The following is a 17,461-nucleotide window of genomic DNA, read 5'->3' on the forward strand; positions in this document are numbered from 1 at the left end:
ATTCAAGAGCATAGCCATGAAGACTCTCCTATTCTCCGCGAGCCTCCTGTCGCTCGCATTGCTGTCCAGCGCTGCCGTTGCCGCAGCCTCCCCTGAAGAGGCCGGTGCGCTCGGCAAGACGCTTACGCCGATCGGCGCCGAGAAGGCCGGCAATGCCGACGGCAGCATTCCCGCCTGGGACGGCGGCCTGACCAAGCCCGTTGCCGGCTTCGTGGCCGGCGGCTTCTATCCGGACCCCTACGCCTCCGACAAGCCGCTGTTCACGATCAACGCCACCAACCTGGCGCAGTACAAGGACAAGCTTTCGCCGGGCCAGCAGGCGCTGCTCAAACGCTATCCGGACTGGAGCATGACGGTCTATCCGACACGGCGCAGCGCAGCCTGGCCCGCGGGCATCTACGAGGAAACCCGCCAGAACGCCACCAAGGTCCAACTGGCTTCCGGTGGCAATGGCTTCACGGGCACCACCGGCGGCTTCCCCTTCCCCATCCCGAAGAGCGGTGTAGAAGCCGTCTGGAACCACATCGCTGGTTACCGTGGCGATACCTACGCTGAATCCTGGTCCCAGGCGGCGATCACTACCGGCGGCGACTACACGCTGGTGAACTTCGACTACGAGTACGACTACGTCTACGCCAACCAGCAGAAGAAACCGGAGCAGCGCGAAGAGAACCTGCTGTTGCGGTTCCTGCAGGTGGTCAACGCTCCCCCCCGCCTCGCCGGCGGCCTGATCCTGGTTCACGAGTACACCGACCAGGTCGCTCAGCCCCGCAAGGCCTGGACCTATAGCCCCGGACAGCGCCGCGTCCGCCTCGCTCCGAATGTGGCCTACGACAACCCGGGGACCGCGGCGGATGGCCTGCGCACCAACGACGACTTCTACATGTTCAACGGCGCCACCGACCGCTACGACTGGAAGCTGGTCGGCAAGAAGGAACTGTACGTCCCCTACAACGCGTACAAGCTCAACGGCAACACGCTGAAGTTCGAGGATGTGCTCAAGAAGGGGCACATCAACCCCGAGCACGTACGCTATGAGCTGCACCGCGTCTGGATGGTCGAGGCCGTGCTGAAGCCGGGCACCTCGCACATCTACAAGCGCCGTACGTTCTACATCGACGAGGACAGCTGGAAGATCCTGGTCGCCGACAAGTACGACAACCGCGACCAGCTCTGGCGCGTGGATGAGCAGCACACCAGCACCTTCTATGACGTTCCGTTCGTCCAGGACGGTGTCGAGGTCAAACATGACCTGCAGTCCGGCCGCTACCTGGCCATGCGCCTGCGCATGGGTGAAAAGAAGGTCTACGACCGCATCAGCCGGACCCCGGCGGACTACACCCCGGACGCCGTTCGTACGAGGGGCGTCCGGTAAGGCGTGACGGGGCGCGGCCTCCGCCGCGCCCCTTCTCCTGGACGACGCTCGTGCCCCGAAACTCCTCGTCGCCGGGGCGCGTCGCAAAGCGTCGTCGTTTGGCTGATTAGCCACCGGCCGGCCGATCCGGGCTCCGATCGCCGGCCGTTCCATTTTTCAGATTCCAGGCGACGTTCGGGCGCACCCGTGATAAGTGCTCTTGTCGTTGGTTCCTGGCAGGTCCGCTGCAGACCGAACGGGACATTCTCTCCACCGTCGACGCCGGCAGGTTGTCGCTTCCATGCCCTGCCCGCTCTCGAGAACGGACGCTCAAATCGCAACCGCCACCATCGCAGTAGTGCCAGGAGCGGACGCTCACTACCAGCTATTCGCTTAAATCTTGTTCCTTTCAGGGAATGCGGAAGATCATCGCCATCCATAGCCGCTGCGCCGCTCACCGCCGCTGTTTCTGGCTGGCGGCCTGCTGATCGACGCGCCGCAGGTAGTCCGCCCGGGCCGGACTGTCGTTGGCCACCAGGCCGCGGTCATCGCCCACCGCCTTCCGGGCGAGTTTCGCCATTGTCTCCGGCAGCAGGTTCGTCATGGCCGCCGCAGCGCCCACCCAGCGTGGCACCGCGGTTTCGGCACGCCGTGTTCGCAGGCTGTCGATCACCGCATCGGCAATGTCCTCGGGCTCCACGGCAGCGCTCCCCGGCACCGGAATGCCGGCAGACAGCTCGGTCTTGACCATGCTGGGCAGCACCGCGCTGACGCTGACACCGCTGTCGGCCACTTCGGCGCGCACGCTGGCGCTCAGGCCCACCACCGCGAACTTGCTGGCGCAGTAGACCGCCAGGCCGGGCAGATGCGTCTTGCCGGCCAGCGAGGCGATGTTGACGATGTGGCCGCGACCGCGGGCGATCATGCCCGGCAGCACCAGGCGCATGCCGTGGATCGGCCCCCAGACGTTGACGTTGAGCGTGGTGGCGCTGATTTTCTCGGACTCCTCCACGAAGCGGCCGATCGGCATCACGCCGGCGTTGTTGACCAGCACGTCGATGGGACCGAGATCGCGCTCCGCCGCTTCCAGGAACGCGGCGAAGGAGTCCGCGCGGGTGACGTCGACGGCATAGGCACGCACGGAGGCGCCGAGTTCCCGCGCCGTGGCCGTGGCCAGCGCATGATCGAGATCGGCGATCGCGACTCTCGCACCCTCGCGGACGAAGGCCTGCGCGGTGGCGCGGCCGATGCCGCGGGCGCCGCCGGTGATGGCGACGACGGCGCCGCGCAGGGCGATGCCGGGATAGCCGTGGGAATTCCGGGTCATGTGCGTACTCCTTGCTGAATTGGGTTCAGGAATGTGCGGCAGCGCATTGGCATGGTCATTCGCAGGCTCGCGCCGGGCCGAGCCAGCCCCTGAAGGGTTCGGCGATCACGCCCCAGTAGTGGCCGGAGGGCATGTAGGCGCGCAGGGCATCGCTGCCACTGCACTCGACGGTGACGCGGGCCAGCCGTAGCCGCGAACGGCCGGCCTTCAGCGATGCCTGCAGCAGGCCATCCGCGGTCTCCTGTAGCAGCGTGGCAGCAGGCAGTGGCAGGTTCAGCGACAGCGCCGGCCCGTAACTTTTCGCGCTGACGCGCACGGTCCAGGACTCGCCCACCGCGGTCATGGCGCGGGTCGCCGCATCACCCTCGAAGCGCGCCAGGGTCTTGGCCAGTGCCCAGTTGGCGCGGCCGCCGACCACGCTGGCCGGCGAGTCCACCGCGATGAACGGGCAGTGATTGAACACGCCGCGCGGACCCCGTAAGGCCGTCACCGCCATCACCTCGGCATAGGTGCCGACCGGCGTGTCGTCGTAGCGCAGGATCGCGCCGATGCTCAGCAGCGGCTTGCCCTGTGCCTGCATGCGCGGCGTGAGCTGCGAGTGGAGCTGCTGCGAAGGACGCCCCCACCAGAGGATGGCCTGGGCCTGGGCGTCCCAGGGGGCCGGCGCGGCGCTGGCCGGGAGCTGGCTCAGCATGGCGGGTGAGAGGACCGATTCGGGCGAGCCCGGGATGGCGGTGATGTCGAACGTCGGGGTCATGGTCGGGTTCCTAGATCATCAGATGGACTTGCAACTCGCCCACCGCGAAGCCGAGCACGGCACCGCAGAGGACCAGGGTTTTTTCGTCTTCCTTGAAGGCCGGCCGCAGCAGACCCTCGAACTGCTCGGGCGTCAGCAGGTCCATGCGCGCCACGATGGTGTTGTTGATGTCCAGCGCGTCGAGTGCGTACTGCTCGATCTCGCGCGAGGTCTGGGGGAGCAGCTCCAGCAGCCGGACGACGATATGGCGGCGAATCTCGCCGTAGCGCGACGAGCCCATCGCGGCGACCACCAGCGGCTTGCCCAGGCCCAGCTGTTCGTCGGTGGCGTTGCGGACGTGCTGCTGCAGCAGGTCCACCACCCGGTCCGCGAAGGGTCCGCGCAGCAACTCCTCGATCATGTTCGCCGGGGTCAGCAGCTCCCTGGCGATCAGGGAGGCGTAGTCACGCGCCACTTCCTTCTGGCGCGCAATGAACTTGCCGTGCAGGGTGATGCCGAGGAACTTCTTCGGGTACAGCGGCCGGAACATCATCTGCAGGGCGATCCAGTCGCTGGTCAGGCCGACGAAGGCGCCGAAAGCGGGCAGCAGCCAAGGCTGGTGCCAGGTCATCCAGCAGGCCAGCTGAACCAGGCCCAGCAGCAGGCCGAACCAGAAGCCGGCGTTGCGGAAGAACACGAACTCCTTGCCGCCGATGCGACGGAAGATGTCGTTGAGCAGGGCTTTATCGCGCACCAGGTTGGCGACCAGCAGGTGACGCATATCGAGGTAGTGCGATGGCCGGAGTGCGATGTCCTGCCAGAGCAATACGGCGACCCGCGGAATCTCCGCCTGTACGCGTCGCACCGTCGCCTTGCGCGCGAATTCCGGCAACAGTTTCCAGAAGCCGGGGATGTAGCGCTCGCCGATCTCGCGCGCCAGGTCTTCGGATGCGCCCTGCAGCAGCGGCTCGACCTCGCGCACCATGCGCACCGGGTCGAGCCGCTGCACCAGTTCGTCGACGCGGATGATGTTGCCGAGCAGCAGGTCGGTGGCGGTGCCCGCCATCTTCTCGGCCTTGCGCGGTACCACGCCCTGCCAGCCCAGGTAGGGCCGGATGCCGACGAACTCCAGTGGCCGGAACATCATCTCCAGCGCCAGCAGCTTGGTGACATAGCCGACGAAGGCGGCGATCAGCGGCATCGACAGGTACAGCCATGCATGGGCCTGGATTTCGGCAATGACGCTATGCGTGTTCATCTTCCGCCCCTGTGCCTGGCTGTTCCTGCCGATGCACTACTTGGTCGAGCGCTTCTGTACCGCGGAGGACTCGAAGTACGAGTCGTCCAGGCGCACGGTCAGGTCGTTCGGCTGGTCCTCGTTGGCCATCGCCGTGAGGAAGTAGCGGCCCGAGTTGAAGTGGTAGATCACCTCGGGAATCGTGCCGGTAGCCAGGATGCTGTAGGCGAACACGATGTGGCCTTCCTGGAACTGGTAGAGCTGCTGGCGATTGTCGTAGTCGTCGACCGCGGCGACGGCCCAGCTGTCCTCGTCGACGTAGTAGCGACGCTTGGCGAAGGTATGGCTGGTGCCGGGGCGAATGTTGGCCTCGACCACCCAGACACGGTGCAGCTCGTAGCGCGGCAGATCCTGGTTGAGGTGCTTCGGCTTGGCCAGGTCCTTGTACTTGACCTTGTTGCTGCCGATGCGGTTGGAGTTGTAGGGAATGAACATCTCCTTCTTGCCGATCAGCTTCCAGTCGTAGCGCTCCATCGCGCCGTTGAACATGTCGACCTGGTCGTAGAACTGGTGGCCGTCGGTGCCCTCGTAGGGGTTGTCGCAGCAGACCGTCGGCGCGCGGCGGATACGCTTGAGGCCGGGCGAATACAGCCAGGCGGCGCGGCCGGAATTGCCGGAGCCCGCGCGCTCATGCACCAGGATCATCGTGCCGGCCAGGCGCGGCGGCGCGATGGTCTGCGAGAAATACTTGAGGAACAGCCCGCTGTCCTTGGTCAGCGGCACCGGGTTCTTCTCCACGGCGTAGTAGAACTTGGCCTCCTCGACGATCTTGGTCAGCTGAAACTCGCCATTGGTCTGCACGATCATCTGGTTGTTGTAGCGGCGTGCGCCTTCGCCGCGGTACTTCAGCTTGTGGTTCCAGATCACCTCGGCGCCGGACTTGGGCACGGGGAAGGGAAAGCCGACCTTGCAGTTGTCCAGCGTGTCGACGTCGACCAGCGTGCAGGTCGTGGCGTTCGCGGCGGTCGCCTTCTGCACGAAGTCCGGCACGGTGATCGGGCGATGGCCGGGATAGACGTTCATCTTGTAGCTGTCGTAGGTCGACAGCAGCTTGCGATGGCCCTCGCTGAGCTTGTCGGCGTACTGGCCCATGTTGGCCTTGGTGATCGTGAACAATGGCTTTTCGGCATCGAACGCGGGGTTCGAGGGATATTCGCCCTTCAGGGCGCCGCGCCTGGCGGCCGGAGCCCAGGCCGGGATCGTGCCGTCCTTGTTCGCGGCGGGCTCGGCGCCGATGGGCGTCAGCTCCTTGCCGAGCCTGGCCGCCTCCGCCGCCGTGACCTTGGCATGGGCCAATGGCGCGGCGATCAGGCCGAGCGAGACCAGCAGAATCCGCAGGCCGGTGTGTGGGGTGTTCATGGATGCAGCCTCCTGTCGCAGCGTTGCGATGCTTAGAACGAGTACTTGACGAAGAAGCGCGCCTGGTCACGGTCACGCAGCAAGTTGGCGGCGCCACCGCCGGTGAACCAGGTGTAGCCAAAATTGAAGGCGAGGTTCGACTTGTAGCGGACCTCCAGCAGGGCGTCGGCGATCTTGCGGCCCTCGATGAAGTTGGCGGCCAGGCCGGGGGCGGTGCCGTGCACGTCGTGCTTCCACACCAGCGTCGGTTGCAGGCTGATGCCGGGCAGCACCGACTCGTACTTGATCAGCGCGACCAGGTCGTAGCCGTAGGACAGCTTGTCCGGGTACAGGTCGAGGTCCTGTTGATGCGGGTTGAAGCGCAGGCCATCCGGACCGAAGGAGCAGGCCTGGTTGGTCGAGCAGGCCTGGCGCGAGCGATCGGCGCCGGAGCCGTCGGCACCGGCACTGGCGTGCAGGAAGGTGCCGGGCGCTTCGAGTTGCAGTTCATCCAGCGCGGGGAGACCGGGCACCCAGGTCGCACCGGTTTCCACCAGCAGCACGATCTGATCGGCGTTGATGGCCGAGGAAATCGCATGGGAGGCATCCATGATGTAGGTACCGCCGAGATTGAACTGGTAAGTGTCGAAGTACTCCCAGCCGCGGATATAGGACTCCGGTGCGTTCTTGCCGATGGTGACGCCGCGGTAGGGCATCACGAAGGTCGGGAAGAAGCGGCCGCCGCTGGGATAGTGGCCGATGATCAGATCATAGGTGTCGTTGAATGAGCCATGCGTGCCTTGGGCATCGACCACGAAATCGCTATCCGGATAGAGCCCCTGCGTGCCATCCGCATGCGTGCCCCAGCCACCGGTGGGCAGGTTTTGCGGCAACGGCAGGTTCGGCAGCAGCCCTGCGAGATTGGCCTGGCCGGAACCCGAGCAGCCGGTTTCCGGGAGGTGACACAGTCCAAGCGCGGGGCCGTAGCTTGCAAAGCCGAGATCCTCCAAATCCACTTGCAGCGGGGCGTCGGGCCGGTACGCGACCTCGCCCTGTACCGACCATTCGCCGATCGTGGTATTGAAGGACAGGCCGAACATGCGGATGTCCTCGGGATAGTCGAGGAAGACCTTGCTGCGGTCGAAGTGGGTTGCGTCGTCTGTCGCGCCCAGCGGGTTGTTGGGATCGAGCAGGGCGTGCAGCGCGGGCACGTCGGCGCAGGCCGCGATGAATTCCACTGTGTTGGTCGCGTGGCGCGAACAGCTTTCGGGCGCGGAAATGAAGCTGACATAGGGAATGCGCGAGTGGTAGTTCATGAAGTACAGGCCGAACTCGGTGCCCTCGTTGAGCCAGTCGGCGTAGTACTTCAGGGCCAAGCCATACTGGCCGCTGTCGCGCGGGGTGCGGTCGGCCAGGCGCTCGATCGCGCCGGAGGTGCTGGTCACGCCGGACAGGGAGTTGTCCATCAGCCGGGCGATGCGCTCCGGATCTTCGGCGACCTGGCCGAAGCCCAGCGTCACGAAGTCCACCGCGTTGCCGGTGCCGAGATCGGCGGTCGAGAAGAAGGAGCCCGGCGCCTGCCCCTCGGCACCGCGCCACTCGTACTGGTAGAAGCCCTCGATGGTCGCGCCTTCGAACAGCGTGGTGCCGACGAACAGCATGCCCACCGGCGAGAACACCTCCTCCAGCGCCTGGCCGACACGGAAGAAGTTGTTGGCGTTGACCGGATTGGCGGAGTTGATCGAGTCGAAGAACAGCAGCGTCGACTCGCCCCAGTTCACGCCCTGGCGGCCGAGCTTGATCGTGAGTTCGCGGTCGAGGCCGGGCAGCGGAATGCTGCCGAAGACGTTGAAGTCCGCCATCTGGAAGTCGGCGCCGATCTGGCGCAGCGTCTCGCCGTCGCTGCGCTTGTTGCGCACCACTCCGCCGGGGCCGTAGACCAGGCCGCAAGGACCGCCGCCGGGATTGCGGTCTGCCGGACAGGGACGAGAGTCTGTGCGCACCGTCAGCATCGGCAGAGGGACGGGCAGATTGAACAGTTCATCGCCTGTGCGCGAGACATTGCCGACGCGATCGATGTTGTCGCTGGTGATGCGGTTGGGGTGGTACTCGCGGAAATCGTTGTTGACGAAGTCGTAGTAGGCGATGGCGCGGGCGAACAGGCCCCAGTCGCCCCAGCTCAGGGTCAGGTCGGGCGTGATCTTGAGCGGTGCCTGGGTCAGGTCGCCCTTGCCGTAGTTCCAGTTGCCGTCGTCGGCATTGCTGCTGAACTGGCCGGGCTGCTGCACCAAATGCTCGGCCGGGAAGGTCTGCGTGCGGAACAGCCCCTGGCAGGACTGGTAGTAGATGCGACCGTCCGGGCCGCGCCCGCAGATCTCCGGATTGAGGTTGGCCTTGCCGACCAGATCGCTGCTGCGATCCTGCATGCGCACACCGACGCCGGCGGTGATGTTGAAGTTAGCGACGCCTTCGATCTGCGTGCCGTTGATCGTGGGCAACTCCAGTTCCAGCGCCTGCGCGGGGACGCTGGCCGCGCCCACCGCGACGGCGAGCGTGAGGCAAGCCAGGGTCACGGCTTTGCGTGGGTGCTGCGGCGGGTTCTGGTTCATCTCTCTCTCCTCATTGGCTTCGTCGGCCTATGGGAGAGATGCTCGGGTTTTGCCTCGCCCGCTGATTGACATTGGACGAAAGTGATTTGACTTCAGGCGAAAGCGCGCTACGGCAAATCCGGGGTGCTACAGGGTTCGCAGGGGTGGTCCGGCTCGGTGGGATCGAAAGCCGCCGCTGCCGCGATGCCGCGAAGGGTCAGCCGCCGGCGATGACAACGGCCGCGTCCATCAGCAGGCGCACGGGCGAGTCGCCGCTGACTTCCACGTGCTTCGTCGGCGGTGCGCCGATGCCCAGCATGAGCCACAACATTCTTCCGAACATGTCTCTCTCCCCCATGTTTTTCGCATCGCTCGAACCGGCTCGCGGCCGGGCGATCAGTCCAGCGTGGCGCGTGCGATGATTTCCTTCATGATCTCCGAGGTTCCGGCCAGGATGCGATGCACGCGCTCGTCCTGGTACAGCCGGCAGATCGGGTACTCCTCCATGTAGCCGGCGCCGCCGTGCAGCTGAACGCCCTCGTCGACCATGCGACCGTTCACCTCGCTGGTGTAGAGCTTGGCGCGCGCGGCATCCTCAGGGGTGAGCCTGCCCTCGTTGTGCATTTCCACGCAGCGGTCGACGAAGCATTGCGCGATCTCGATCTCCGTATCCAGTGCGGCAAGCTTGAAGCGCGTGTTCTGGAACTTGCTGAGCGGCTGACCGAAGACCTTGCGCTGCCGCACGAAGTCCCGGGTGACCTCCATCGCCACCCGCGCGTAGGAGATGTTGCCGACCGCCGCGGTCAGGCGTTCCTCGGACAGGGACTGCATCAGGTGGTGGAAGCCCTTGTTGACCTGTCCGAGAATATTGGCCTTGGGCACGTGGACGTCGCGGAAGAACAGCTCGGCGGTGTCCTGCGACTTCATGCCCATCTTCTTCAGCATGCGGCCGCGCTCGAAGCCCTCCATGCCGGGCTCGACGATGAACAGGGTCAGATCGTGCACGCGGTCCGGATTGGTCTTGGCGGCAACGATGATGATGTCGGCATTGATGCCGTTGGAGATGTAGGTCTTGGCGCCGTTGAGCAGCCAGTGATCGTCCTTCTCCACCGCCCGCGTCTTCATGCCGGCCAGGTCCGAACCGGTATCCGGCTCGGTCATGCAGATCGCGATGATCTTCTCGCCGCTGATCATGCCCGGCAGCAGGCGCTGCTTGAGCTCTTCGCTGCCGAAGTTGTTGATGTAGGGGCCGACGATGCGGCTGTGCAACGAGATGAGATAGCCGGAATCGCCGTGGAAGGCGTTTTCCTCGACCAGGATCTGCTCGTAGCGGTAGTCATGGATGCCCTGTCCACCGTATTTCTCGTCGGCCCACATGCAGAGCAGGCCCGCGTCACCGGCCTTCCGGTAAGCCTGGCGGTCGATGATTCCGGCTTCGCGCCAGCGCTCATTGTGCGGGCGGATTTCCTGCTGGAAGAATTTGCGCGCGGCATCGCGGAACATTTCCAGTTCGGGTTCCAGGGGTTTGCGGTTCATGCAAGCGAATCTCGGTTATGGAAGGGAAAAAGAGGGCATAGGTTCAGACGGCCCTTAGATGATGGAGCCAGATCCGAGGCTGGTATTGGGCCCGTAGATCACGAACAGATTGGGGAAGCCCGGCGCCGACATGCCGAGGAAGGACTCCGCTCCCTGCTTCCACTGGCTGGCGAGTTCCCGGCCTTGCAGTCCATGGGTCAGAGGCTGACGCAGACCGACTTGGTCTCCAGGTAGTTGTTCAGCACCTCGCGGCCCATCTCGCGGCCCCAGCCGGATTGCTTGTAGCCGCCGAAGGGCAGCGCGGCGTCGAAGATGTTGTAGCAGTTGACCCAGACGGTGCCGGCCCGCAGCCGCGCCGCCAGCCGGTGGGCCTTGCCCAGGTCGCTGGTGTAGACGCCGGCGGCGAGGCCGTAGATCGAATCGTTGGCGCGGCGGATCAGTTCGTCGTCCAGGGTCTTGAACGGAATCGCCGTGACCACCGGACCGAAGATCTCTTCCTGGTAGACCTTCATGTCGTCGCGCGTATTCACCAGCACGGTCGGTTCGACGAAGTAGCCCTGGTCGCCGTGCCGCTTGCCGCCGCAGACCGCCGTGGCGCCCTGCTGCCGGCCGGATTCGAGGAAGCCGGAGACCCGGTCGAGCTGGATCTGGGACACCAGCGGGCCCATCTCGGTGCTGGGATCGAGCCCGGGGCCGATCTTGAGCTTGCGGGCGTAGTCGGCCACACCGGCGACCACCTTGTCGTAGATCTTCTCCTGCACGAACAGGCGCGAGCCGGCACAGCAGCACTGGCCGTGGTTGAAGAAGATCGCGCTGGCCGCGCCGGGGATCGCCAGCTCGAGGTCGGCATCGTCGAGGAGGATGTTGGGCGACTTGCCGCCGAGTTCCAGCGTGACTTTCTTCAGATCGTGGCCGGCGGCGCGGACGATCAGCTTGCCGACCTCGGTGGAGCCGGTGAACGCGACCTTGTCCACCTGCGGATGCGCCGCCAGCGGCGCGCCGCAGGGCTCGCCGAAGCCGGTGAGCACGTTGAGCACGCCGTCGGGCACGCCGGCCTCCTGGATGATCTGCGCCAGGCGCAGCCCGGACAGCGGCGTCTCCTCGGCCAGCTTCAGCACCACGGTGCAGCCGGTGGCGAGCACGGGGCCGAGTTTCCATGCCGCCATCAGCAGCGGGAAATTCCAGGGGATGATCTGCGCGACGACGCCGATCGGCTCCTTGCGCGTGTAGGCGTGATACTCGGCGCCCGGCGTGTAGGGCACCGACAAGCCGAGCGTGCTGCCCTCGATCTTGGTCGCCCAGCCCGCCATGTAGTGGAACAGGTCGGCCGCCAGCACCACGTCGGCGGCGCGTGCCACCGCAATGGGCTTGCCGTTGTCCAGCGATTCGAGCTGCGCCAGCTCCTCGGCGTACTTGAGGATCAGGTCGCCGACCTTCCAGATGATCTTGCCGCGCTCGGAGGGCGTCATCCGCGGCCAGGGTCCCTGGTCGAAGGCCTTGCGCGCCGCGGCGACGGCGAGATCGACATCGGCCTTGTCGCAGGCCGCGGCCCTGGCGATCAGATCGCCGTTGGCCGGGTTGTAGACCTCGAAGGTCTGGCCCGAACACGCAGGCCGCCACTGCCCGTCGATCAGCACCTTCTGCGGTTGCGCGAGGAAGCTGTTTACCGAGGCGCTGAGCGCCGTCAATCCACCGTCCATGATCGTTCTCCGGTTGGTCGTGCCGCATCATGCAGCAGCGGGATGCTCTGTGTTTTCCTGGTCCGCCGATTGACATTGGACGAAAGGAATTTGACTCCAGACGAAGCGGCGGCGGGCCTCGCGGCTCAGCAGCCGCCGCGGATGTCCTCGCAGAGCCGGGTGCGGCCGCCGCGGTCCGGGAAGCTGCGTGCGGAGCGGTAGTGCCAGCTCAGGCGCCCGGCCCAGGCGGCATCGTCGAGCAGGCGCGCATCGGCATCGGCATGGCCGGGTTCGCCGGGGCGCTTCAGCCAGCGGTCGAACCAGGCGACGGTGTAGTGCTCGGCGACGGCCAGGCCCCAGCTGCCGACGCACTCGTTGTCGACCACCTGCGCACACCAGGAGGTGGCGTGGGCCAGCGGGAGCTGCGACCACTCCACGTGGCTGCTGCCGGCGATCACGATGGAGTACACCGGCTGCCCCTCGGACTGCCAGTAGGCATGGCTGTGCTTGTGCGCCTCCGGGTCGGGGGGCGCGAGGAAGGGCGCCGGAGCAATGCCGTACTCGGAGCTGAAGCTCATCGCCGGAACCCGCGCGACGATCGCGGGATAGTCGCGGCCGGTCAGGGTGTACAGCGGGCCGCCGAGGTTGCCGAGACCGAGGAGGTAGTTCGACACGGTGGCGTCGATCTTCGAGTCCGGTGAACCCAGCGCATCCCAGGCGACGACGTGAGTTCACAAACCAAATGCAACACCCTATTACGAGGGTGCTGCAATGGGACGCAAGAGCTTTGAGCAGTTTGGAATCGAGGAACGGTGTGAGATTTCCCGTCGGCGCCAAGCCGGGGAGTCGATCCGGCAAATTGCGGCAGCTCTGGATCGCGCGCCATCGAGCATTTCTCGGGAACTGAAGCGCAACACTGGCGCGACGGGCTACCAGAGCGTCTATGCCGGCGAGCAAGCTCGGGCGCGCCGCTGGCAAGGTAGCCGGCTTCTGCGTGATGCCGAGCTGCAAGCCAGGGTTCTGGAGGGATTGCGCCGAGGCTGGTCTCCCGAGCAGGTATCGCGGCGGCTGGCTCAGCAGGATCTGCAGATCAGCTACGAGAGCATCTATCGCTTCATTGCCGCCCAGATCGCCCGGACCAACGACTTTTCCTGGCGTCTCTATCTGCCCCGTGCCAAGAGCAAGCGCGGCTTCCGTGGCCGCAAGGGCGGCAGCCCGGCAGAGCACATCCAGCAGCGGGTTTCGATCGAAAAGCGCCCCAAGGCTGCGGCTGACCGGCGCCAGGCGGGACACTGGGAAGCCGACCTGATGCTCTTTGCGCGCTATGGCCAAGCCATCCTGACCCTGCATGAGCGAACGTCCCGGCTGACCGCCATCGTCCGCCAGCCCAGCAAGGCCGCTGCGCCGGTGGCGCAAACCCTCCAGGCCTTGCTGGCCCCACTGCCCCCAGCCCTGCGCCGCAGCATCACCTTCGACAACGGCACCGAATTCGCCTTGCACTACACCCTGCATCAGCCCCTGGGCTTGCAGACCTATTTCTGCGATCCGCATTCCCCCTGGCAGAAGGGTGGCGTCGAGAATGCCAACGGGCGTTTGCGCCGCTGGCTACCCCGGGGAACCAACGTCGAAGACCTCTCACCAGACCAACTCTTGCAGATCGCTCAGATCTACAATCACACGCCACGCAAGTGCCTCGGCTTCAAAACCCCTGCCGAGGTCTTCGCCAAAGTGTTGCATTTCAAATGTGAATCCACCCGATCACCTTCACCGGGTTGACCGCATCGAGCCGGCCCGGCCAGGGCTCTGCGCCCGGCGCACCGTAGGACTGCACGAAGGAGACGCCTGCGGCGCCGAAGGAGTGCCCGGCGATGCCCAGCCGCCCGCGATCCAGCGCCGCGTGCTCCGGGTTGTAGGCGGTCATCGCGGTGGGATAGGTGCCGGCGCAGTCCTGGTTCCAGGGATAGGGGTGGGCCGGCGTGGAGCGCAGGAAGTCGATCGCATCCACCAGGCCGAGCCAGAAGGTGCTGGGATCGAGGTTGCCGCCCTGCACCAGGCGCGGCGAGTAGAGATCGGAGCGGCCTTGCCCACGTGGGTCGCTGGTCAGCACCAGATAGCCCGCACGCACCAGCGCCTGCGCGGCCCACCAGTAGGCCTGCTCTTCGGCCTGCACCGAGCCGTTCTCGATCACCACCGCCGGCAAGCGTGCGCCGGCCGCCGCGGCACGCGGACGCCAGACATGCCCGGAGATGCGCGCGCATTCGCGGTCGTAGAACAGCACCGGCGTCACCTGCGCCTCCTGTTCGAAGAACCGCCGGCCATCGGGTCCGTCCACTGCCGGATAGCGGAAGGGATCGCCGACACAGAACACACTGCCGCCGGCGCAGACCGGGGTGAGGGGCGTATTGCCGGAACGAGGATCGAACCAGCTGGGGTCGGCGGCCGCGCGCGCCAGCAGGCTTTGCAGGTTCGCCGCACTCTGCGCCAGCTGCCGGACCTGGAAAGCGGGCTTGAGTCCCTCCAGCGGCGCTTCGCCGAGATGGGCGAAGTTGGCCGCCTCGCACAGCGTCCACGCGGTGGACGGGAAAGCGGCTTGGTCGCAGCTGCGATCCAGCACCGGCGGTGTCGGCCCGGGAGTGTCATCGGCGCCCGACTCCGGGGCCGAACGGTTGCCGCAGGCCGCGAGCAGCAATGAGCTTGCAGACAGGAGGCACAGGGCCCTGACACGGGTGGCAGGTGTTGCCATGGCGAGTTTCCCCTTCGAGATGGTCAGACGGATGCGGCCGGGCCACTACTGCGCCCGGAACTCCAGTTCCGGATGCGACACGCTGCCGAACTTGAGCGCGGTGGCATCGCGCAGGTAATCGTGCAGCGCTATCCAGGGCGCGCGGTCGCCTTGCCGCGGCAGGTTGTCGGCGCCACGGCGCAGGTAGCCGGAGGCGAGGCTGCCGAACACCGTGTCGTCCAGGCGCCTGACACCCTTGGCGCGCGGGGTGACCACCTTGAGCTTCTTGCGATCCATGTGGGCGATCAGGCGCATGAAATGCTCGCAGACGATGTCCGCCTTCAGCGTCCACGAGGCGTTGGTGTAGCCGGAGATGGCGAGCAGGTTGGGCACGTCGTTCAGCATCATGCCCTTGTAGAACATGTGCTCCTTGACGACGAAGGGCTTGCCGTCGATGACGATCTTTACGCCGCCGAACATCTGCACGTTGAGGCCGGTGGCGGTGACGATGATGTCGGCATCGAGGTGCTCGCCGGAGTCGAGCCGGATGCCGGTTTCATCGAAGGTCTTGATCGTATCGGTGACGATGCGTGCGCTGCCGTTGCGCAGCGCACGGAACAGGTCGCCGTCGGGCACGATGCACAGGCGCTCTTCCCAGGGGTTGTAGCTCGGCGTGAAATGCCGGATGTCGACGCTGTCGCCGAGCTGCCGCGACGTCAGCCCCCGGATCAGGCGCTTCACGACCTGCGGTTTCCTGCGCGAGGCGACATACAGCGCGCGCTGCAGGCCGATGTTGCGGGCACGCGTGGCGGCGTACAGGAGCTTGACGGGCAGCACACGCGACAGCTTTTCCCACAGAGGATCGATCGCCGGCACCGACAGCACATAGGTCGGCGAACGCTGCAGCATCGTCACCTTGGCGCCACCCGCGGCCAGCGAGGGGACGAGCGTGATGGCGGTCGCGCCGCTGCCGATCACGGTCACTTTCTTGCCCGCGTAGTCGAGGCCTTCGGGCCAGTGCTGCGGATGGACGACCGTGCCCTTGAAGGCCTCGCGCCCCGGGAAGGCCGGCGTGTAGCCGAAGTCGTAGCTGTAGTAGCCGGTCGCTGCGATCAGGAAGTTCGCGGTATGGGTTTCCTCGGCACCGATCGCGGTGTTGTAGACCGTGACCGTCCATTGCGCCTTTGCCGAGGACCATTCGGCCCGCGTCACCCTGCGACCGAAGCGGATGTGTTGCGTCACTCCGTTCTGTTCCGCCGCCTCGGTCAGGTAACGCTTGATCGAAGCGCCGTCGGACAGGACCCGCGGCTCGCGCCAGGGCCGGAAGTTGAAGCCGAAGGTGGACATGTCCGAGTCCGAGCGTATGCCCGGATAGCGGAACAGATCCCAGGTGCCGCCGATGGCCTCGCGCCGTTCGAGGATTGCGTAGCTCTTGTGCTTGAGCCGACGCGCGAGATGGCAGGCGGCGCCGATGCCGGACAGGCCCGCACCGAGGATCAGCACATCGACGTGGCGCTCCTGCGATGCGCCAGGGGCAGCCGCGGCGGGCGGACTCCGCTCGCGGGTGCTTGCGCGGGCGCTGGATGGCTTCATCTCGGATTCTCCTTGGCGGGCGGTCGCGAGGAGGAATGCTCGTCCAATGCGCCTTCGGGCGATTGACTTTCGGCGAAAGTGATTTGACATTAGGCGAAAGGGAAACGGGAGCGGCAGCGATGGCAGGCTTCTTTATCCCCAGCGTGGCGCTGGGAGGATTGGCCGACCTGCTGCGCGAACTCGGCGGTGACCCGGCCGAACTCGCGGCGAAGCTCGGCATCCCGGCCGAAGCGCTGTACAAGCCGGACATCCCGGTCCCGGCCTCGGCGGTCTACCAGTCCTTCGAGCGCGCGGGAGAACTCTGCGGCTGCCGCGACTTCGGCCTGCGCATGTCGAGCCGCACCAGTCTCGCCATCCTCGGCCCGCTATGGATCCTGCTGCGCAGCGCGGCCACGGTGAGGCAACTGGCCCAGGAGTTGGTTGCCAACGAGGACGTCTTCACGCGTGCCTCGCGTACCACCCTGGAACCGGTGGGCGACGGCTTGCTGCTGTGCTGGGAGCCGGTCTCCGGCGTCACCGACAGCACCGTGCAGCTCGTCGAGTTCGTGATGGCGCTGGCCTGCCATTCCATCCGCACGCATGCCCGCGCCGACTACCAGCCGGTGGACGTGATGTTCCGTCACGCCGCGCCGCCAGACCTGGCCATGCACCGCCGTATCTTCGGATCCAACCTGCGCTTCAATCAGGACCGCAGCGGCATCTACCTGGATCGCGCCACGCTGGAGTTGCCGAACGACCTGGCCAGCGGGCGCACCCGCGCGCTGATGCGATCCGTGCTGCGGCTGGAGGACGACGCGGGCGACCGCGGCATCGCCACGCAGGTCGAGGCCGTGGTGCGCGCGCTGCTGCCGTTTTCCGCCTGCACCGTGCAGGAGGTCGGCAATGCCCTGGGCCTGAGCGAGCGCACGCTGCAGAACCGCCTGGTCGACGAAGAGCAAAGCTTCAAGGGCATCAAGGACAAGGTGCGTGCCGACCTGGCAATGAAGTACTTGCGCAGCTCCACGCTCAGTTTGTCCGACATCGCCGGTATTCTCGGCTACTCGGAGTTGAGTGCCTTCAGCCGCTCATTCAAGCGCTGGCACGGGGTATCAGCCAGTAGCGTCCGCAACCAGTCAGCAAGAAAGCAGGTCAAGTGACTGTCTGCTATGTGCTGAACTCGGAAGTTGAGTTCCCGAGCGCGGGCGGCAGCTTCCAGCTCGATAGGTGCCCTTCCCTGCACTGACAAGGACTTTCGACGCTAGTCCGCGCCAGCTTCCGAACGATCCATCTCGATCACGCCAGGCGCCTCAAG

14 protein-coding genes and 1 pseudogene are annotated in these 17,461 nt (G+C 65.9%); 3 read left to right on the forward strand and 12 right to left on the reverse strand.

The genetic code is table 11. From position 1 onward, the window contains the following. Window positions 1–16: 16 nt before the first annotated feature. Window positions 17–1,375 carry a DUF1329 domain-containing protein gene (locus D0B54_RS21565; protein ID WP_117294025.1) on the forward strand — a complete coding sequence of 453 codons (1,359 nt, stop codon included), beginning with the start codon at window positions 17–19 and terminating at the stop codon, window positions 1,373–1,375. Window positions 1,376–1,808: 433 nt separating this feature from the next. Here D0B54_RS21565 and D0B54_RS21570 read toward each other — a convergent pair whose 3' ends face one another. From D0B54_RS21570 to D0B54_RS21605, 10 genes and pseudogenes are all read right to left on the reverse strand, one after another. Then, on the reverse strand, window positions 1,809–2,681 hold the full coding sequence (locus D0B54_RS21570) for an SDR family oxidoreductase (RefSeq protein ID WP_117294027.1): 873 nt from the start codon (window positions 2,679–2,681) through the stop codon (window positions 1,809–1,811). A gap of 55 nt (window positions 2,682–2,736) precedes the next feature. Then, window positions 2,737–3,438 (reverse strand): hypothetical protein, encoded by a 702-nt coding sequence (locus tag D0B54_RS21575; RefSeq protein WP_117294029.1) that lies wholly within the window; start codon window positions 3,436–3,438, stop codon window positions 2,737–2,739. Window positions 3,439–3,448: 10 nt separating this feature from the next. Beyond that, on the reverse strand, window positions 3,449–4,675 hold the full coding sequence (locus tag D0B54_RS21580; RefSeq protein WP_117294031.1) for a DUF445 domain-containing protein: 1,227 nt from the start codon (window positions 4,673–4,675) through the stop codon (window positions 3,449–3,451). Window positions 4,676–4,711: 36 nt separating this feature from the next. Then, window positions 4,712–6,073, reverse strand: a complete 1,362-nt coding sequence (locus D0B54_RS21585) for a DUF1329 domain-containing protein (RefSeq protein ID WP_117294033.1) — start codon at window positions 6,071–6,073, stop codon at window positions 4,712–4,714. A 32-nt stretch (window positions 6,074–6,105) separates the two neighbouring features. Continuing rightward, a complete protein-coding gene (locus D0B54_RS21590) occupies window positions 6,106–8,661 on the reverse strand; it encodes a DUF1302 domain-containing protein (protein ID WP_117294035.1) in 2,556 nt (851 codons plus the stop codon). Between the two features lie 196 nt (window positions 8,662–8,857). Further along, a complete protein-coding gene (locus tag D0B54_RS25025; RefSeq protein WP_256365895.1) occupies window positions 8,858–8,983 on the reverse strand; it encodes a hypothetical protein in 126 nt (41 codons plus the stop codon). Window positions 8,984–9,036: 53 nt separating this feature from the next. Next, window positions 9,037–10,176 (reverse strand): acyl-CoA dehydrogenase family protein, encoded by a 1,140-nt coding sequence (locus D0B54_RS21595; protein ID WP_117294037.1) that lies wholly within the window; start codon window positions 10,174–10,176, stop codon window positions 9,037–9,039. A gap of 57 nt (window positions 10,177–10,233) precedes the next feature. Continuing rightward, window positions 10,234–10,368 (reverse strand): annotated as a pseudogene (locus tag D0B54_RS25330) (flavin-containing monooxygenase); the annotation flags it as partial. Window positions 10,369–10,373: 5 nt separating this feature from the next. Then, complete coding sequence (locus D0B54_RS21600) at window positions 10,374–11,876, reverse strand: aldehyde dehydrogenase family protein (protein WP_117294038.1); 1,503 nt, start codon at window positions 11,874–11,876, stop codon at window positions 10,374–10,376. 125 nt (window positions 11,877–12,001) lie between these two features. Next, window positions 12,002–12,529 carry a hypothetical protein gene (locus tag D0B54_RS21605; RefSeq protein WP_117294040.1) on the reverse strand — a complete coding sequence of 176 codons (528 nt, stop codon included), beginning with the start codon at window positions 12,527–12,529 and terminating at the stop codon, window positions 12,002–12,004. A 97-nt stretch (window positions 12,530–12,626) separates the two neighbouring features. Here D0B54_RS21605 and D0B54_RS21610 point away from each other — a divergent pair, with 97 nt between their 5' ends. Then, window positions 12,627–13,631, forward strand: a complete 1,005-nt coding sequence (locus tag D0B54_RS21610; RefSeq protein WP_117294042.1) for an IS30 family transposase — start codon at window positions 12,627–12,629, stop codon at window positions 13,629–13,631. Here D0B54_RS21610 and D0B54_RS21615 read toward each other — a convergent pair. After that, window positions 13,594–14,598 carry an alpha/beta hydrolase family protein gene (locus D0B54_RS21615; RefSeq protein ID WP_162932617.1) on the reverse strand — a complete coding sequence of 335 codons (1,005 nt, stop codon included), beginning with the start codon at window positions 14,596–14,598 and terminating at the stop codon, window positions 13,594–13,596. The two genes, D0B54_RS21610 and D0B54_RS21615, sit on opposite strands and share 38 nt — an antisense overlap. 45 nt (window positions 14,599–14,643) lie before the next feature. Then, on the reverse strand, window positions 14,644–16,170 hold the full coding sequence (locus D0B54_RS21620; protein WP_117294046.1) for a flavin-containing monooxygenase: 1,527 nt from the start codon (window positions 16,168–16,170) through the stop codon (window positions 14,644–14,646). Between the two features lie 119 nt (window positions 16,171–16,289). Here D0B54_RS21620 and D0B54_RS21625 point away from each other — a divergent pair, with 119 nt between their 5' ends. Continuing rightward, window positions 16,290–17,306 carry an AraC family transcriptional regulator gene (locus D0B54_RS21625; protein WP_162932618.1) on the forward strand — a complete coding sequence of 339 codons (1,017 nt, stop codon included), beginning with the start codon at window positions 16,290–16,292 and terminating at the stop codon, window positions 17,304–17,306. Window positions 17,307–17,461 lie beyond the last annotated feature (155 nt).

Source organism: Solimonas sp. K1W22B-7 (assembly GCF_003428335.1).
In the GTDB taxonomy this organism is placed as follows: domain Bacteria; phylum Pseudomonadota; class Gammaproteobacteria; order Nevskiales; family Nevskiaceae; genus Solimonas_A.